This window comes from Streptomyces sp. NPDC045678, assembly GCF_056432085.1.
Genome location: NZ_JBWKJS010000003.1, coordinates 518,062 through 533,471 on the forward strand (window position 1 = coordinate 518,062; position 15,410 = coordinate 533,471).

Annotated in this window: 15 protein-coding genes; 6 read left to right on the plus strand and 9 right to left on the minus strand. The window is 73.2% G+C overall.

The annotated features are described in order from the left end of the window. Positions 1-71 precede the first annotated feature (71 nt). Positions 72-1,259: a glycoside hydrolase family 26 protein gene (locus AC07DO_RS13345; RefSeq protein WP_479059293.1), complete on the plus strand. Its 1,188-nt coding sequence runs from the start codon at positions 72-74 to the stop codon at positions 1,257-1,259. Between the two features lie 30 nt (positions 1,260-1,289). Here the strand turns inward: AC07DO_RS13345 and AC07DO_RS13350 are convergent, their stop codons facing one another. The 9 genes from AC07DO_RS13350 to AC07DO_RS13390 all read right to left on the minus strand — a co-directional run bounded on the left by AC07DO_RS13350 (position 1,290) and on the right by AC07DO_RS13390 (position 11,899). Beyond that, positions 1,290-2,453 carry a GNAT family N-acetyltransferase gene (locus AC07DO_RS13350; protein ID WP_479059295.1) on the minus strand — a complete coding sequence of 388 codons (1,164 nt, stop codon included), beginning with the start codon at positions 2,451-2,453 and terminating at the stop codon, positions 1,290-1,292. Next, on the minus strand, positions 2,450-3,100 hold the full coding sequence (locus AC07DO_RS13355) for a Wzz/FepE/Etk N-terminal domain-containing protein (protein ID WP_479059296.1): 651 nt from the start codon (positions 3,098-3,100) through the stop codon (positions 2,450-2,452). Before AC07DO_RS13355 ends, AC07DO_RS13350 begins: the two co-directional genes overlap by 4 nt. After that, positions 3,097-4,245, minus strand: coding sequence for a glycosyltransferase (locus AC07DO_RS13360; protein ID WP_479059298.1), 1,149 nt, complete (start codon positions 4,243-4,245; stop codon positions 3,097-3,099). The genes AC07DO_RS13355 and AC07DO_RS13360 overlap by 4 nt, the downstream gene beginning before the upstream one ends. Beyond that, the gene (locus tag AC07DO_RS13365; RefSeq protein WP_479059299.1) at positions 4,245-5,033 is read right to left on the minus strand and encodes a polysaccharide deacetylase family protein; all 789 of its coding nucleotides are present in this window, start codon (positions 5,031-5,033) and stop codon (positions 4,245-4,247) included. Before AC07DO_RS13365 ends, AC07DO_RS13360 begins: the two co-directional genes overlap by 1 nt. After that, positions 5,023-6,687 carry a murein biosynthesis integral membrane protein MurJ gene (murJ, locus tag AC07DO_RS13370; protein WP_479059301.1) on the minus strand — a complete coding sequence of 555 codons (1,665 nt, stop codon included), beginning with the start codon at positions 6,685-6,687 and terminating at the stop codon, positions 5,023-5,025. Before murJ ends, AC07DO_RS13365 begins: the two co-directional genes overlap by 11 nt. Then, positions 6,684-7,976, minus strand: a complete 1,293-nt coding sequence (locus AC07DO_RS13375; protein WP_479059733.1) for an O-antigen ligase family protein — start codon at positions 7,974-7,976, stop codon at positions 6,684-6,686. The genes murJ and AC07DO_RS13375 overlap by 4 nt, the downstream gene beginning before the upstream one ends. A 116-nt stretch (positions 7,977-8,092) precedes the next feature. Then, the gene (locus tag AC07DO_RS13380; protein WP_479059303.1) at positions 8,093-9,592 is read right to left on the minus strand and encodes an exopolysaccharide biosynthesis polyprenyl glycosylphosphotransferase; all 1,500 of its coding nucleotides are present in this window, start codon (positions 9,590-9,592) and stop codon (positions 8,093-8,095) included. Further along, on the minus strand, positions 9,589-10,719 hold the full coding sequence (locus AC07DO_RS13385) for a glycosyltransferase (protein ID WP_479059304.1): 1,131 nt from the start codon (positions 10,717-10,719) through the stop codon (positions 9,589-9,591). The genes AC07DO_RS13380 and AC07DO_RS13385 overlap by 4 nt, the downstream gene beginning before the upstream one ends. A 55-nt stretch (positions 10,720-10,774) precedes the next feature. Beyond that, positions 10,775-11,899, minus strand: coding sequence for a DUF3344 domain-containing protein (locus AC07DO_RS13390; protein WP_479059305.1), 1,125 nt, complete (start codon positions 11,897-11,899; stop codon positions 10,775-10,777). Between the two features lie 305 nt (positions 11,900-12,204). Between AC07DO_RS13390 and AC07DO_RS13395 the strand changes: the two genes are divergently transcribed. From AC07DO_RS13395 to AC07DO_RS13415, 5 genes are all read left to right on the plus strand, one after another. Further along, positions 12,205-12,444, plus strand: a complete 240-nt coding sequence (locus AC07DO_RS13395; protein ID WP_479059307.1) for a chaplin — start codon at positions 12,205-12,207, stop codon at positions 12,442-12,444. Between the two features lie 271 nt (positions 12,445-12,715). Beyond that, positions 12,716-13,372 (plus strand): hypothetical protein, encoded by a 657-nt coding sequence (locus AC07DO_RS13400; RefSeq protein ID WP_479059308.1) that lies wholly within the window; start codon positions 12,716-12,718, stop codon positions 13,370-13,372. 273 nt (positions 13,373-13,645) lie between these two features. Further along, positions 13,646-13,930: a hypothetical protein gene (locus AC07DO_RS13405; protein WP_479059735.1), complete on the plus strand. Its 285-nt coding sequence runs from the start codon at positions 13,646-13,648 to the stop codon at positions 13,928-13,930. A gap of 308 nt (positions 13,931-14,238) precedes the next feature. Continuing rightward, positions 14,239-14,739, plus strand: a complete 501-nt coding sequence (locus AC07DO_RS13410) for a DUF5949 family protein (RefSeq protein WP_479059310.1) — start codon at positions 14,239-14,241, stop codon at positions 14,737-14,739. Then, positions 14,739-15,404: a vitamin K epoxide reductase family protein gene (locus AC07DO_RS13415; RefSeq protein ID WP_479059311.1), complete on the plus strand. Its 666-nt coding sequence runs from the start codon at positions 14,739-14,741 to the stop codon at positions 15,402-15,404. The genes AC07DO_RS13410 and AC07DO_RS13415 overlap by 1 nt, the downstream gene beginning before the upstream one ends. Positions 15,405-15,410 lie beyond the last annotated feature (6 nt).

Below are 15,410 nucleotides of genomic sequence, written 5' to 3' on the forward strand. Positions count from 1 at the left end.
ACACAGGATTAGAAGCTCGATTGGCGCAATAGAAATACATATGACGAAGTGTCAGTGAAAGAGGAGCGAACATGGCACCACACACCCCACAACGTCTTCGACGCCGTGGACGTGTCGCTTTCATCGCCGCGGGAATCGTTTCGTCGCTCGCCCTGGCCAACGTGCCGGGGCATACGGCGGGCATGGAACGGGACGGCGAACCACCGGGGGGCGTTTCCGCGGCCCCCGCCTTCGGCGCCTATCTCGATTACGGTCCCCGTGGGGTCGAGCGGATGACCGAACTCAGTCAATGGCTCGGCGGTGCCGAGCTGCGGGTCGGTCACACATACCTCCCGGGCGACCTCTGGAGCAACATCGAGGGCGCCCCGAACTTCCTGGAGAAATGGGCCGAGTGGCGCAAGGCGAAGGACGACAGGCTCTTCGTGCTCAACGTCCCGATGCTCGAGCGCAACGAGGACGGCGTCGGCGACGGCGAGGTGTCCAGGATGCTGAGGAGGGGGGCGAGGGGCGCCTTCGACGAGCACTTCAGGGCGCTGGGCAAACGCCTGGTCGACCTGGGTGTACCGGACACGGTGGTCGTGCTCGGCTGGGAGATGAACGGCACGACCTACACCCATCGCTGCGGTCCGGACCCGGAGTCCTGGAAGAAGTACTGGAACAGGATCGTCACCACGATGCGTTCGGTACCGGGGCAGAAGTTCCAGTTCGACTTCACGCCCAGCAGGGGCCGGGACGCCATTCCGTGGACGCAGTGCTATCCCGGGGACGACACGGTCGACATCATCGGCATGGACTCGTACGACCAGCCGCGCGGAATGTCATTCGACGAGCAGGTGAAGGAGCCCTATGGACTCCAGCACCACGTGGATTTCGCGGCGGCTCATAAGAAGCCCATCTCGTACCCGGAATGGGGTCTGTTCCGCAACGGCGACAACGAGGAATACATGCGCCGCATGCTGGAATGGATGAAGGAGAAGAAGCCGCTGTACAACACCGTCACCGACTACTGCCCGCACGGCGTGTGGCAGTGCAAGGAGAATCCGGAGTCCGCGGAGATCTACCGCAAGCTCCTCTCGGGCCGCGACACCGACCCGACCGTTCCCACCGAGCCGACCAAGCCCGAGACACCGTCGGACTGTTCACCGGTGGAATTCGGCGACTGGGTCGAATACTGGCTGGGCGGAAAGCTGTGCCTGCGCTTCGACTGGTACAAGGACCACAAGGATCCGCAGCAGACCGGGGACCCGAAGAAGTCCTGACCCCCCGCGGGGCCGCGGTGGTGCGAGCCGTCACGTCGAGGCTCCGCCACCGCGGCCGGACCCGCCGTTCCGCCGCTCCTCGCGCTCGCGCAGCCGCCGCTTCGCCCACTGGCGGCCCGCGACGCCCCAGGCCACCGCGCACACCAGCGGCGCGGTGCGCCTGCGGGCCATCAGCAGCCGCTGGTTGGCGACCGGTTCGGGCCGCCAGTGGTGCTTGTACGGCTCGTCGCCGCGCAGCAGGCTGAGCGCGCGCGGGTGCTCGCCGCCGGTGTGCCGGGTGCACGCGTCGAGGAGCATGGTCGCGACGTCGACCTTCCGCTCCCTGAGCCGCGGATGTGCCCCGTACAGGTAGCCGCCCGCCAGCGTGCCCGAGAGCAGCGTCAGGTCCGCCGCCATCACCTCGCCGTCCAGGCTGAACTCGGTCACCACCGCCTCGCCCGCCGCGACCATCGGGCGCATCGAGCGCAGCAGGTGTTCGTGGAAGCGCGGCTGGAGGTGCTCGGAGGTCACCTTCCGCCCCTGCCACTGGAGTTGGTGCAGGCGCAGCAGCGTGCGCACCGAGTTCTCCACCTCGTCGGCGGGTACGACACGGCTCTCCACGCCCAGCGCCGAGAGCTTGCGCATCTTGGCCCGGGTGCGCTGCGCACGCGGCGTCGGCAGCCGCTTGAGCAGCCCCTCCATCGGGAGCGCGGGAAGTTCGAGGCAGGCGGAGCCCGCGAGGGTGCGGCGCGGGCCCGGCCAGCGTGCGTACAGGCCCTCCACGCACGCCCCCGGCCTGACCTCGCCGAAGTCGATCAGCGCGGTCCTGGCCAGCGCGTACAGGCCGGACAGGAGCGCTTCCGTGCCCTCCTCCGTGCACGCGTCGTCCACCAGGACGTCCGTGAAGTCGGAGATCGCGCCGCCCAGCGGCTTCAGGGCGGGCAGCGGCCGGTCCACCCGCATCAGCGGCGCCGCGGCGATCAGCCGTGCGCCGTCGCGGACCAGCAGGACGCGCAGCCGCCCGGGGCTCCCGTAGGACTGCCACCAGGACGACAGCCAGGCGTGGCTCTGGAACGGCGTCGCCGCCGCGCACGACCGGTGGAGGCGGCCCCACGGCTCCGCGAGGGCGACGAACTCGTCCTCGTCCACACAGAGTTCGGCCGTCGGACGGGTGTCGGGCGTGGTGCGCGGCGAGGTGCGCGCTGCCGTACTCACGGGGCGCTCCGCACCAGCGCGGACGCGGGTCCCGGTACGGAGGGGCCCGCCACCGCCTCCGTACGGGCACGTGGGCGCACCAGAAGCGCGAGGCCGCCGAGCAGCCCGCCCGCGCATCCTCCGACCAGGGTCGTCACGCCGGTGGAGAGCGACGCGGGGGCGTTGGGCGGCAGGGCGCGCGAGAACGGGATCAGCTTGATCCGCGTGCTGTCCTTGGAGTGGTTGGCGCTGGTGGACAGCGACCGTGCCACCGCGTTGGCGGTGATCGCGGCGGACGACGGCTTGTCGGTGGTCGCCGAGACCGCGATCATCGGCGCGTCCGGCGACGTGGCGACCTGCACCTTGTCCTGCAGTTCCGCGGCCGACATGCCCGCCGCCACCTGCGCGTCGCCCAGCACGGCGAGCTGCGTCGCGACCCGGCCGTACGCCTGCGCGAAGCCGAGCGCCGTCGCCGGGTCGCCCTTCTCCTGCGGGACGGCGACGACGTAACTCGTGGCCGTGTACTGCGGGGTCTGGAGCGCGCCGTACCCGGCGCCGGCCAGGGCGCCGAGGATCGCGCAGGCGGGCAGGGCCCACCGGCGGGGGAGCCGCGCGGCACGCGCTCGCAGGGCGAGGGTGCGCGGGCGCTCGTTCACGGAGTCGCTCATCGAGGGGTCACCTCCAGGGTCGGGCCGGGAGCGACGGACGTGTATACGTCCATCAGTTGGCCGGCGCTTCGGCTGATGCTGTAGTGCCGCACCGCGGCCGGTGCCTCGCGGTGCGGCGGGACGTCACCGCGCAGGCCGTGCAGCGCCCGCGCGAAGGAGTCCGGATCGCTCGGGCAGTACGCGGCGCCGGACCGCTCCGCCGCGTCGAGGCCCTCGACGGCCGGGCAGGAGGCGTACAGCACGGGAAGACCACTGGCCAGGCCCTCCACCAGGGCGAGGCCGAAGGCCTCCTCGGGCGAGGGGGAGGCCAGCGCGTCCATGGCGGACAGGAGCGACGGCAGGTCCGGCACGTCCACGGCGGCGGCACCGCCGTGCTCGTGCGTGGACTCGCCCACGAACCGCACCCGGCCGTCGAGCCCGAGCCGGTGCGCGAGACGGCGCAGCGCCGGCTCCTCGGGGCCGCTCCCCACCAGGACGACGACGACGTCGTCCGGCAGCTGCGCGGCGGCCCGCAGCAGCACGTCGAAGCGCTTGCCCGCGGCGAGCCGTCCGACGCCGCCGACCACGAACGCGCCCGCGGGCAGCTGGAGGTGCTGCCGTGTGCGTGCCCGGCTCGCCGGGTCGAAGCGGAAGCGCTCCACCTCGATGCCGTTCGGCACCACCCGGATCCGCTGCCGCGGCACGCCCCACTGGTGCAGCCGCGCCCCCACGGCGGGCGAGACCGCGACCGTCACCCGGCCGAGGCGCTCCCCGGCCAGATACAGCGCGCGGACCCCCGCGGTCAGCGGCCTGCCCTCCATCTGCGAGTCGCCGAGGGAGTGTTCGGTGGCCACCACCGCGCGCACCCCCGCCATGCGGGCCGCGACGCGCCCGTACAGGCAGGCGCGGTAGAGGTGCGTGTGCACCACGTCGTACCGGCCCGCCCGGATGATCCTGACCAGCCGCGGCAGCGCGGCGACGTCACGGTTGCCGGCCATGCCGAGGTCGGTGACGCGGGTCCCGTCGGCGGCGATGCCCTGGGCGACGGTGCCCGCGTTGGTCAGCGCGACGACGTCGGAGTCCGTCGGCAAGTGGCGGAGCAGCAGCCGGAGTTGCTGCTCGGCGCCGCCCACGCCGAGCCCGGTGATGATGTGCAGGACCCTCATCAGGCCGTCACCGCCGAGCGGGCGAGGGCGCGGCGCCGCAGCCGGTTGGTGCGCAGCTTCAGGCGCAGCCGCCACGCGGTGTCGCTCTGCCCGATGTGGACGCGGGGCAGGGCGTACGGGCCGGTGAGGGCGCCGGGTGCGATCGCGCAGGCGTACCGGTACCCGGCCTCCCTGACGGCGGCCACGACGCGCTCGTCGACGGTGCCGTAGGGGTAGCAGAAGCCCTGCACCTCGGTGCCGGTCAGGTCGTGCAGGGCGGCCCGGCTGCCGCTGACCTCGCGGCGCAGGGCGCGGTCGTCGGCGGCGGTCAGGTCGACGTGGGTCAGCCCGTGCGAGGCGATCTCCATGCCGCGCTCGGCGATGTGCCGGATGCCGTCGGCGCCGAGCAGCGGCTTGCGGGGGCCGAGCGGGTCCCACGCGTTGTCGCCGTCGAGGCGGCCCGGCAGGACGAAGACGGTGGCGGTGCAGTCGTACTGCTGGAGGAGCGGCAGCGCGTGGTCGACGAAGTCGCGGTACCCGTCGTCGAAGGTGAGGCCCACCAGGTTGTGCTCCTGGCCCTGCGCGCACGCCTCCAGGAGGTACTTCATCGAGACGCCGCGCAGCCCCTGGCGCCGCATCCAGCGCAGCTGCGCGCCGAGCCGCTCGGGGGCGATGGTGATCTCGTACGGATCGTCGGACGGGTCCGCGACGGAGTGGTACATCGCCACCCACGCAGGGGTGCGGGGCGGCCGCAGCCGCAGGAACGGCTCCGTGCCGGACGGTGCGGGCGGGGTGAGGTCAACGGACATGGCGCAGCTTTCTGCTGACGGTTCGAAGGGCGGACGGCCAGGGCTGCGCTCTCAGGAGCAGCCCGATGAGCACGAAGGAGACGGTCACGACGGTGAAGCTCGCGAGGACCGCGAGGGCGGGCTGCGCCACCCGCTGCGCGCACACGGCGCCGAGCACCGCCGCGCCCCCGGCGGCCGCCGCGAGACGGCCCAGCTGTCCGGCGAGGGCCCGTGTCCTGATCGGCACGGTGCGCGGGCCCGTGCCGCGCAGCAGGAGCAGCGCGGTGACGCAGATGCCGGTCGCGTTGGCGGCGGCGATCCCGTGGACGCCCCACGTGCCGACGGTCAGGAAGCCGATCCCGGCGGTGGCGACGACGCCGACGGACATCGCGCAGAGCGGGATCCACGTGGTGCGGGCGACGGAGAAGTGCGCGCGGGCCAGCGCGCCGACCAGTGTGTGGCCGAGGAGGCCGAAGGCGTAGACGCGCATGACGGACGCGGTGGCGGCGGTGTCCCGTGCGGTGAAGGCGCCGCGCTGGAAGAGCAGTTCGATGAGCGGGGGCGCGGCGGCGACGACGGCAGCGGCGCCGAGCAGCACCACACAGCCAGCCAGCACGATGTCCCGCTCGACGCGCTCGCGGGCCCGCTCCGTCTCGCCCTCGGCCAGCGCCCGCGCCACCACGGGGAAGGTGACCGTGCAGATCATGAGCGAGAGGACCATCGGCATCTGCGCGACCTTCTGCGCGTAGTTCAGGTGCGAGATGGCCCCGGCGGGCAGCGACGAGGCGAGGAACCGTTCGATGAGGACCTGCGACTGACGGCAGAGCGCGAACAGCAGGACGGTCCAGATGATCGCGGTCTGGAGGGTTCTGTCCGAGGAGGCCCCGGGGGCCGAGGAGGCCGCCGTAGCGGGCGCGGGCCCCGGCTCGGGCCGGTACGGGCGCCGCAGCTGCCGCCACAGCGAGGGCGCCTGTACGACGACCATGAGCACCCCGCCCACCGCCACCCCGGCCGCCGCGGCCCGCACCCCCAGCGGCGCCGCGAGCGCGAACAGGGCGGCGATGATCGCCGCGTTGTAGGCGACGTAGACCGTGGCGGGCGCGACGAACCGCTGGTGGGCCCGGAGCGCGGCGCTGCAGTAGCCGGTGAGGCCGAAGGTCAGGGCGCAGGTGGCGGTCAGCCGGGTGCAGTCGACGGCGAGCCGCGGGTCGGGCAGGCCGGGGGCGAGCACCGCGACCAGGTAGGGGGCGGCCGCGATGAGCAGGACGGCCGTGCCCACGAACCACAGGGTCATGCGGGGCAGCGAGGCCCGGACGAACTCGCGGACCGGGTCCAGGGGCGGGCCGTCCGCGCGGCGCGCGAGGGCCAGGCTGAACGCGGGCACGAGGAAGAAGGCGAGGCCGTCCTCGATGAGCAGCGTCGCGGCCAGCTCGGGGAGCGTCCACGCCACGAGGAAGGCGTCGGTGTCGGTCCCGGCGCCGAAGAAGTGGGCGAGGGCCTGGTCGCGTACGAGCCCGAGGAGCGATCCCGCGACGGACAGCGCGGCGGTGACCAGCGCGGCCTTGGCGAGGAACGAGCCGCCCGTCTTCTCGGCGGGCTGCCGCGCCGGGGGCGCGACGGTAGCGGTGGGCGGCGCGTCCGGGTCGGGGGCCACCTCCGGCGGCACGGTCGTCATCGTGCGCCCGCCTCTTCGCGGGACGCCGCCGCGGGCAGGTCGCGGGCGCCGACCGCCCACCAGGCGGCCATGCCGAAGGCGATGGCGGTCAGGACGGTGGAGGGCCCGCCGATGTCGGCGTACACGAAGTCGATCAGCTGCCAGACGAGCAGCCCGCACGCCACCAGCGCACAGTCGAGCCTCGGCCCGCCCGTCCGGTCCCGCCCCGCGCGCTGCCCCTTCCACCGGCGCACCGCGCACACCAGGAGCGCCGCCCAGGCGCCGGCCAGCGTGCCGAGGCCGAGCAGCCCCTGCTCGCTGAGCACCAGCAGGTACATGTTGTGCGGGGACAGCAGCGGCTGGCGTACGAAGCCGCTGCCCGCGCCCGCCGTGTCGCTGCCGGAGGACAGAGCGAGGGAGGCGTGGCTGTCGCGGTGGTCGGGGAACCCCTTCAGGCCGACACCGGCCACGGGGTGCTCGCGCCACATGTCGGTGGACGCCGCCCACATCGTGTAGCGGTCGGTCACCGACTGGTCGGGGGTGTCGGTGACCTGGGTGATGCTGCTGAGGCGTTCCTGGAGCATCGCCGAGCCCACGCCGAATCCGGCGACCAGGACGACGGCGGCGGCGCCCGCGACGAGCAGGACCCGGGCCGCGCGGCGCACCCCGGCGAGCACCAGCACCACGGCGCAGGCCGCCGCGGTGGCGATCCACGCGCCCCGGCTGAAGGACAGGGCGAGCGGCACGGTCAGGAGGCCCGCGCACACCACCGCCGCCGTCCGCTGACGCGGCGAGTGCGGCCGGAAGGCCAGCCCCAGCGCGCAGACGAGGCCGTACGACACGACGGTGGCCATCCCCATGACGTCCGTGGAGCCGAACGTGCCGACGGCGCGGATGTCCTCGCCCATGTACGAGGCGCCGGTGCCGGTGAGGTTCTGGTGCACGCCGATGACGCCCTGCCACAGCCCGAGCCCGACGAACGACCAGGCGAGGAGGCGGAAGTGGTGGGCGTCGCGGACGAGCATGAGGACGGCGGCCGGTACGAGCACGAAGATCTGCAGGTAGCGGGCGGCCCCGGCGACGCCGGTCGCCGCGGAGGACGCCCCGAACGCCGCCACGGTGATGCCGACGACGGGCAGACCGAGGAGGACGGCGGCGGTGCGGGTCAGCGGCCGCTGCCGGGAGCGCACGGCGCGGACGACGCAGTGGGCGACGACGAGGGCGGACACCGCGTCGGCCGCGCCGCCGGTGCCGCCACCGCCGGACGACGCGCCCTCGGCGGGCGCGGGCAGGGCGAGCAGCGCGACCATGAGCACCACCGGCAGCACCGGTGCGCTCCGCCGCAGCCCCGGCGGCAAGGTGTCGCACAGGTTCCGCAGGCGTGCTCCGTACGGGACGGCGGTGGACGGGTCGTGGGTCACCGTGGTCAGCTCCCCGTGCGGCGGACGAGGCAGCCGAGGGTGCGCAGCAGGATGCACAGGTCCTGCCAGAACGACCAGCTGTCGATGTAGGCGTTGTCGAAGCGGCACCGGTCCTCGATGGAGGTGTCGCCGCGCAGTCCGTGGATCTGGGCCAGGCCGGTGATGCCGGTGGGCATCCGGTGCCGGTGGGCGTAGTCCGGGTAGGTCTGGCTGAACTGCGTGACGAAGAAGGGCCGTTCGGGGCGCGGGCCGACCAGGCTCATGTCGCCGCGCAGCACGTTCCACAGCTGGGGAAGCTCGTCGAGCGAGGTGCCGCGCAGGAACCGGCAGAACGCGCTCATCCGGTGCTCGTCGGCGACGCTCCAGCGGGTCGCCGCCTCCTGCGGGTCGGCGGGCCGGTGGGTGCGGAACTTGAGGAGGGTGAACGGCCGCCCGTCCTTGCCGACGCGTTCCTGACGGAAGATCACGCCGGGTCCCTCGACGGTCCGCAGCACCAGCGCGCAGGTCGCGAGGACCGGCGCCGCCGCGAGCAGCAGGACTCCGGAGACCGCGATGTCAAGGAGCCGCTTGCCGGCGCCGGCCCCACGGGTCCCGGCGGGCGTCAGGGAGCGGCAGGCGAACCCGGCCACGTACTGCCGCGGCCCGTCCGGCACGGGCGCCGGGCCCGTGCGGCGCGCCTCGATCTCCCACAGGTCGCAGCCCAGGCCGTGCAGGACCGGCAGCCATCCGGCGGGCCCGTGGCCGTGCCCGGCGATGAGCAGCACCGCTGCGACGTCGTTCTGGATGACCGCGCGGTGGACGTCGTCCTCCGTGCACAGGACGGGGAGTTCGGGCCCTGGCCCGGCCTGCGCCTCGGAGCCGCTCTCCTGGTCCTGCGGGGGGTCCGCGGTCTCGCTCACGATGCCGACGGGCCGCATGCCGCAGCCGGGGCGCCGCAGCAGCGCGGCCGCCACACCGCGCGCCGGACCGCTCGGCCCGAGGACGAGGACCGGCCGGGGACTGCGCACGGTGGCGGCCCGCCGGTGCCGGTGGACCAGCGCCCGCCCGCAGAAGCTGAGCAGGCACTGGAGCGCGGCCGTGCCGAGCAGCGCCCGCGGGGCGAGCGGCCCGACCGCGGGCAGGGCGGTGGCGAGGACCGCGGTGACCGACCAGGCGAGCACGATCCGCCCGGCGAGCGACGGCAGCAGGCCGAGCGTGTCGGGCAGCGCGGCGTACTCGTACAGCCGGCCCTGCACGTTCAGGGCGAGCACGCCGAGCACGAGTAGCGGGGCGAGGACGGCCTGCCGGAGGGGGTCGTCGAGCGGCAGCAGGGCGGCCAGGGCGGCGGCGCAGTCGACGGCCACGAGGGCGGCGGCCGAGCGTCGTCGCCGGGCCGGACGCCGTGCCGTCGCCCCGCCGCGCAGGACCGTCGCTTCGCGTGGCGCGACGACGAAGGTGCCGGGCGGGGCCTGGGTGTCCTGCCGTGACTGAGCCGATGAGGAAGCAACGGTCCGTTCCGCACTCACGTCGTGCTGCACTCCCTGTACTCGGTGGGCACCGTGCCCAGAAGCTCGCCGTACACCGCGTCGACCGCGGCCGCGGCGCGCCGTGCGTCGTGGTGGTCCAGTACGTGCTCGCGGCCCCGCCGCCCCAGTTCGTTCCGCAGCGGCCCGTCCCGCAGCAGGGCGACCAGGGCCCGGGCAAGGGCGTCGGGGTCCTCCGGCGGTACGAGGGAGTGCGGGCGGTGGGACGCGGGCAGGCTCTCCCGCGCCCCGTCCACGTCGGTGACGACGACCGGACGGCCGCAGGCCATGGCTTCGAGCGGGGCCAGTGCCATGCCCTCCCAGCGGGACGGCAGGACGACCACGTCGGCCGCCCGGTACCAGGGCGCCGCGTCGGCCGCCGCGCCCGCGAAGGCCACCCGTGGCCCGGCTCGCTCCCGCAGCCGCGCGTCGTCGGGTCCTTCCCCGACCAGGACGAGCCGGGCGTCGGGCACCCGTGCGGCCACCGCGGGCCAGGCGCGCAGGAGTACGTCCTGTCCCTTCTGGCGGCAGAGCCTGCCGACGCACACCACCAGCGGGACGTGCGTGGGGTCCGGTCCGGTGGGCGCGAACCGGTCGGTGTCCACGCCGTTGGGGATCACCTGGTACGAGCCGGAGATGCCGGCGCGGCGGCCGGTCACCCACTCGGCCTCGCTGACGCAGACGATGCGGGCCGCCCACCGCGCGGCACGGCGCTCCCACAGGCGGGCGAGGAACGCGGTGGGGCCGCCGACCGCCTCGAAGGACCAGGCGTGCGGCTGGAACACCGTGGGGATGCTGCCGCGCAGCGCGAGTCGTGCGGCGAGCCCGGCCTTGGCGCTGTGCGCGTGGACGAGGCCGGGCCGTACGGCGTCGATGACGCGCCGCAGCTCCCGCACTTCACCCGCGAGACCGCGGCCGGGGGAGCGGGACGCCGTCCAGGGGTGGACGTGGACGCCGACGGCGCGCAGCGCGCCGGGCAGGAAACCGTCCGGGGGACAGGCCACGTGGACGTCGGTGCCGGTGGCGGTCTGGGCGGCGGCCAGGTCGACGACGACCCGTGCCACACCGCCGTCCACGGGCTGGCTGACGTGCAGGACCCGTGGGGGGAGGGGTGCTGAAGGCAGAGGCATGCGCGTCTCCTTCGAGTCGGTGCGGGCACCGCGGAAGCGGAGCGGGGCAACGGTGCTAGTGCTTCGCGCCGACGGCGGCGAAGACCACGCCGACCCACGCCGGGTCCTGCGAGGCGAGGTGGACCGTCAGGTCTCCGTGCCGCCGTGACGGGTCGCCGGCCCGGGAGTCCGGGGCCTTGGCCAGCGGGAAGACGTCGGAGTCGTAGCCGAGGGTGTTCGGGTACGCGGGGTTTCTGCGGGCCGGGGCGCCCGGCTCGCTGATGGTCGAGTTGAGCGCGTCACCGGCCGGGTTGGCGGCGTCCGTCAGTGGCACGGGGCCCGTGCGTCCGGCCGAGACGGCCACCGTGTCGCCGCGTCGTCCGCGGTCGCCGTCGTAGGCCACCACGCCGACGGTGCCCTCCGTCCCGCCGGGCACGCCGCGCAGCCGCACCGCGTGCCGGTCGCCGCGGTCGCCCATCGCGTCGAAGCCGTCGTGGATCGCGAGGGCACGCAGCGGTTCGGCGGTGTTCTCGTACGCCACGACCAGCGTCCAGCCGCCCCAGGCACCGGCCTTCGAGTGCCCCTTGGCGACGTTGACCTGCGCCACGGTGTACGCGCCTGCGCCGGCCGAGCGGACGAGCCGGGTGACGTCGGCGGAGGCCTGGAAGGCGTCGGCGCCGCCGGTGACGCGGTGGCCGACCGGGGTGTCGGCGATGACGGGTTTGTAGTTGCCGCCGGGCTCGGCGATCAGTACCCGCCCGTTGTCCTTGGGGGGCTTCTGCTCGCCGACCCTGAGGTTGCCACCCCAGTACAGCCGCGCGTACGACACGCGGGAGTGCCGGGGCAGACGGACCTCGCCCGTACTGGAGTTGTAGGTGTTCGGGTCGTCGTCGACGTCGACGTAGAACATGTCGAAGTCGTCGTTCGCACCCGGACGGCCGCCCCGCGTACGGGCGCAGGACTCCGCCGTACGGTCCACCGCGCGGCGGCAGGTGATCGCCGAGTTGGCTGCCCGGACGATCCCGCCGTGCTGCAGCGCTCTGTATCGCTGTGCGAAATCGATGCGCGTCCTCCCGTCGCTCTTCCCGTCGCTCTTCGCGCCGCCGGGCGGGGCGGCCGAACCGGTCCCGGTCGCGGCGAGGCAGGCGGCCAGTGCGAGAGGGATGACGAACACGCGACGCAGGCCCAGGGAGTGACGCATGACGGCGTTGGCCTTCCGAGTGTGTGAACTCTGAACCACAGCGGAGATAAGGGCGATTCACCCTGTTTGCACGAACCTGAGGGCGTATGACTGGAATGCCCTAAAGGGAAGCGCAACTGTAGCCGTAGACGCGGGAGGCTCGGCCGACCTCCGTGCGTGTGTCGGATTGGTGAAGGTCCGCGGGGCAATGGTTGCCGCCACGCATCACCCGTCTGGGCGCACAACTCGGCACCGAGATCGGCAGTTGATCCCTCCAGACGGGCAGCCCGCCCGTACGTCGCATCATCACCAAGGAGCAGCACTCCATGTCCCGTACCACCAAGGCTCTCGCCCTGTCCGCTGTTGCCGCCGCCGCCGTGGCCGGCTCCGCGGGCGTCGCTGCCGCCGACAGCGGCGCGCAGGGCGCTGCCAACAACTCCCCCGGCGTGATCTCGGGCAACAACGCGCAGGTTCCGATCCACGTTCCCGTCAACGTGTGCGGCAACAGCGTCAACGTCATCGGCCTGCTGAACCCCGCGTTCGGCAACCAGTGCGCCAACGACTGACGCTCCGTCGGTTCAGAGCGGCCGTCCCCGCGAAAGCGGGGGCGGCCGTTCCGCGTTCTGTTCCGGTGCCCGCTCCGGTACGACCGGTGGTGCCCCGAATGGAGTGCGCGCCGCCGAACGGCCGACCGACCGTCACATCCCTGCCCCACCTGCGCAGATGCCCTCATGAACCGCGACCCGCCGATACGTTCCGCAACCGCTCGGTTGCGGACGGCGTGCGCCGCTTTCACGGTGATCACAAGATCTGATGCATCACCGAAAGGGACACACCATGCGCGCTCTGCCTGTACGGCGCCTCGCGACCACCACCCTGTGTGCGGCGCTGCTTCTCGGCACGGCGGGACCGGCCCTCGCCGCCGACGGCGACGCCTCCCGCGACCCGGCCCGGACCGCCCCGCGCGCGCCCGCGGCGCCGGACCCGCTGGCCCAGGTCCAGCAGCTGACCAACATCGGAAAGGTCCTGACCCCCGTCACCGACCTGCTCACCGCCGTGCTCAAGGCGCCGGGCAACAAGCTCTCCGCCGAAGAGGCCAAGAAGCACGCCGACGCGGTGAAGGCGGCTCTCGACGCGGCGGCCAAGCCGCCGGCCAAGGGGGCCACCGGGACGACCACCGACACGGCCACCGCCGACACGGCCACCGGGACGGCCGCCAAGGTGGCACCGAAGCCGGCCCCCAAGGCCGCGGGCGGGGCCGCCAAGGCGCTCGACCCCAAGGCCGACGCCGTGGCCGCGCTGCAGAAGGCGGTGGACGCCCTCGTCAAGGCCGCCACCGCGGGTGATGCCAAGGCCGTCGCCGCGCAGGTCCCCACGGTCCTCACCGGCGTCGTCAACTTCCTCGTCGCCTCTGTCAAGGGCGGCGGCCTGCCCGCGCCCAACCTGCCGGGCCTGCCGAAGGCGCCCGCCCTGCCGCAGACCCCCGCTCTCTGAGCCCACGTCCCGGGACCGAGCCCCGCCGCCCGCCCCGCCGGAATCCGTTCCGGCCCGGCGGGCCTTTCCGTGTGCCGTCAACTCCGTTCATAAAAAGCGCGGTTGATATGAGGATGAGATGCGTTCTTCATTCGGGTGGGTTCGGGGAAGTCTCGGGGCCAGGGGTTTCCGTACCGGCCTGCGCTCGTTAGTCCCGGAGAACAGAGACAACAGGCGAACGACGCCTGAACGGTGCTCCCAAAGGCGGCGCGCGTCGCCAAAGAAAGGAACATGATGAAGGCCCTGAAGGCTGCTGCAGTTCTCGCCGGTTCGATCGCCATGGCCGGCTCCGCCGCGCCCGCGTTCGCCTCTGATCTGGCGCCCACCAGCCTGAACGGCGGCCTCGAGGCCATCGTGGGACAGACCCCGCACCTGCTCGACACCAAGCCGGTCAGCACGAACATGCTCGACACCGAGAACAAGGACTCGGTCGTCAGCACGGTCAAGGACACCACGGACGGCCTGAACTCCGCGGGCGGCCCCACGGAGCTCCTCGGCGGACTTCCCCTCGCCCAGTAGGAACTCGCGCCGTTCCCGGCAGAACAAACGTTTCTTGCCGGGGGCGGGACACGCGAATCGCCGGCGCTCCGTGCGCGCAAGGGCCGGTCACCTCTTCCACGGACCGGTCCTTCGGCATGCCCGCACGCCAGGTCCGCCCGCCGTGTCCGCCCGCCGTGTCCGCCCGGCGTGTCCGTACGGCGTGTCCGTACGGCCCGTCAGCTCCGCGGCCGACCGGGTGACCCCATCGTGTGATGGCGTTTCCGCGCTGGGCCACACGGGTGACAACAGGGCGGGCCCCGCACACCCACGTCTATACGGTTCCCCCCATGACCTCAACTTCCAGCGAACAGCGCCCCTTCCAAGTAACTGATCTGGGAACCCTGACTGTTCTCGTCTGGAGCGGTGAACACCCCGAGGACGAGAAGGACATGCCCTTCCTGCTGGCCTACTCCCTCGGCGACACCGAGGCCGGCCCGGAGGGCACCGCCGAAGCGATGCGCCTCCTCCTCGACGAGGCGGGACTGCCCATCGGCGGCCCGCTCATCGACGGTGCGCGCAACCCCTCCCTGCCGGTCAGCCTGCTCGTCGAGGGCGACCACGTCGTCGTCAACATGCCCCAGCTGAACGCCCAGTGCGTGGCGCCGCCGGAGTGGCTGGCCGCCGTCAAGCAGCGCGGCCACGCCTACCTCATGGCCACCACGCGCGCGTGGCCGGAAGCCAAGCCGGGCGAGCCCGTCTCCGAGGAGCGCCTCACCGCGTTCGCCGGGGACGAGGAGACCGTGCTGAACGCCGCGCACTGCCTGCTGCCCGCCCGCAGCCTGCGCTGATGAGCCGCACCACCGACCTGCCGCACCGGGTACCGCTCCAAACCGTCCGAGACCCCGGTGCGGCGGGAGTGGCGGGAACGGCGCCCGCCGCACCCGCCGCCGGATGGCGGCTCGGCCTGCTCCTTGCGGCCACCGGCGCGGCGGGGCTCCTGGCCGCCTGGGTCATCACCCTCGACAAGCTCCACCTGCTGAAGGACCCGGACTACGTCCCCGCGTGCAGCCTCAACCCCGTGGTCGCCTGCGGCAACATCATGCGGAGCGAACAGGCCGCGGCCTTCGGATTCCCCAATCCGATGCTGGGACTCGTCGCCTACGCCGTCGTCATCTGCGTCGGTGCCGGACTGATCGGCGGCGCGCGCTTTCCCCGCTGGTACTGGCTGGCCTTCAACGCGGGCACGGCATTCGGCGTCGCCTTCTGCGGCTGGCTGCAATTCCAGTCCCTCTACCGGATCAATTCCCTCTGCCTGTGGTGCTGCCTGGCCTGGGCCGCCACCACGCTCATGTTCTGGTACGTGACGGCGCACAACGTGAGAACCCGATTCCTGCCCGCACCCCAGTGGCTGCGCACCGCACTCGCTGAATTCACCTGGGTCTTTCCCGCCCTGCACATGGGCGTCATCGGAATGCTGATCCTGACGCGCTGGTGGGACTTCTGGACCGGCTGACAGGAC

Excerpts from the sequence above, each read along its gene's own strand:
- AC07DO_RS13390 (WP_479059305.1), bottom strand. The coding sequence starts at position 11,899 with ATGCGTCACTCCCTGGGCCTGCGTCGCGTGTTCGTCATCCCTCTCGCA.
- AC07DO_RS13345 (WP_479059293.1), top strand. The coding sequence starts at position 72 with ATGGCACCACACACCCCACAACGTCTTCGACGCCGTGGACGTGTCGCT.
- AC07DO_RS13385 (WP_479059304.1), bottom strand. The coding sequence starts at position 10,719 with ATGCCTCTGCCTTCAGCACCCCTCCCCCCACGGGTCCTGCACGTCAGC.
- murJ (WP_479059301.1), bottom strand. The coding sequence starts at position 6,687 with ATGACGACCGTGCCGCCGGAGGTGGCCCCCGACCCGGACGCGCCGCCC.
- AC07DO_RS13405 (WP_479059735.1), top strand. The coding sequence starts at position 13,646 with ATGAAGGCCCTGAAGGCTGCTGCAGTTCTCGCCGGTTCGATCGCCATG.
- AC07DO_RS13365 (WP_479059299.1), bottom strand. The coding sequence starts at position 5,033 with ATGTCCGTTGACCTCACCCCGCCCGCACCGTCCGGCACGGAGCCGTTC.
- AC07DO_RS13375 (WP_479059733.1), bottom strand. The coding sequence starts at position 7,976 with ATGGTCGCGCTGCTCGCCCTGCCCGCGCCCGCCGAGGGCGCGTCGTCC.
- AC07DO_RS13410 (WP_479059310.1), top strand. The coding sequence starts at position 14,239 with ATGACCTCAACTTCCAGCGAACAGCGCCCCTTCCAAGTAACTGATCTG.
- AC07DO_RS13400 (WP_479059308.1), top strand. The coding sequence starts at position 12,716 with ATGCGCGCTCTGCCTGTACGGCGCCTCGCGACCACCACCCTGTGTGCG.
- AC07DO_RS13415 (WP_479059311.1), top strand. The coding sequence starts at position 14,739 with ATGAGCCGCACCACCGACCTGCCGCACCGGGTACCGCTCCAAACCGTC.
- AC07DO_RS13395 (WP_479059307.1), top strand. The coding sequence starts at position 12,205 with ATGTCCCGTACCACCAAGGCTCTCGCCCTGTCCGCTGTTGCCGCCGCC.
- AC07DO_RS13355 (WP_479059296.1), bottom strand. The coding sequence starts at position 3,100 with ATGAGCGACTCCGTGAACGAGCGCCCGCGCACCCTCGCCCTGCGAGCG.
- AC07DO_RS13360 (WP_479059298.1), bottom strand. The coding sequence starts at position 4,245 with ATGAGGGTCCTGCACATCATCACCGGGCTCGGCGTGGGCGGCGCCGAG.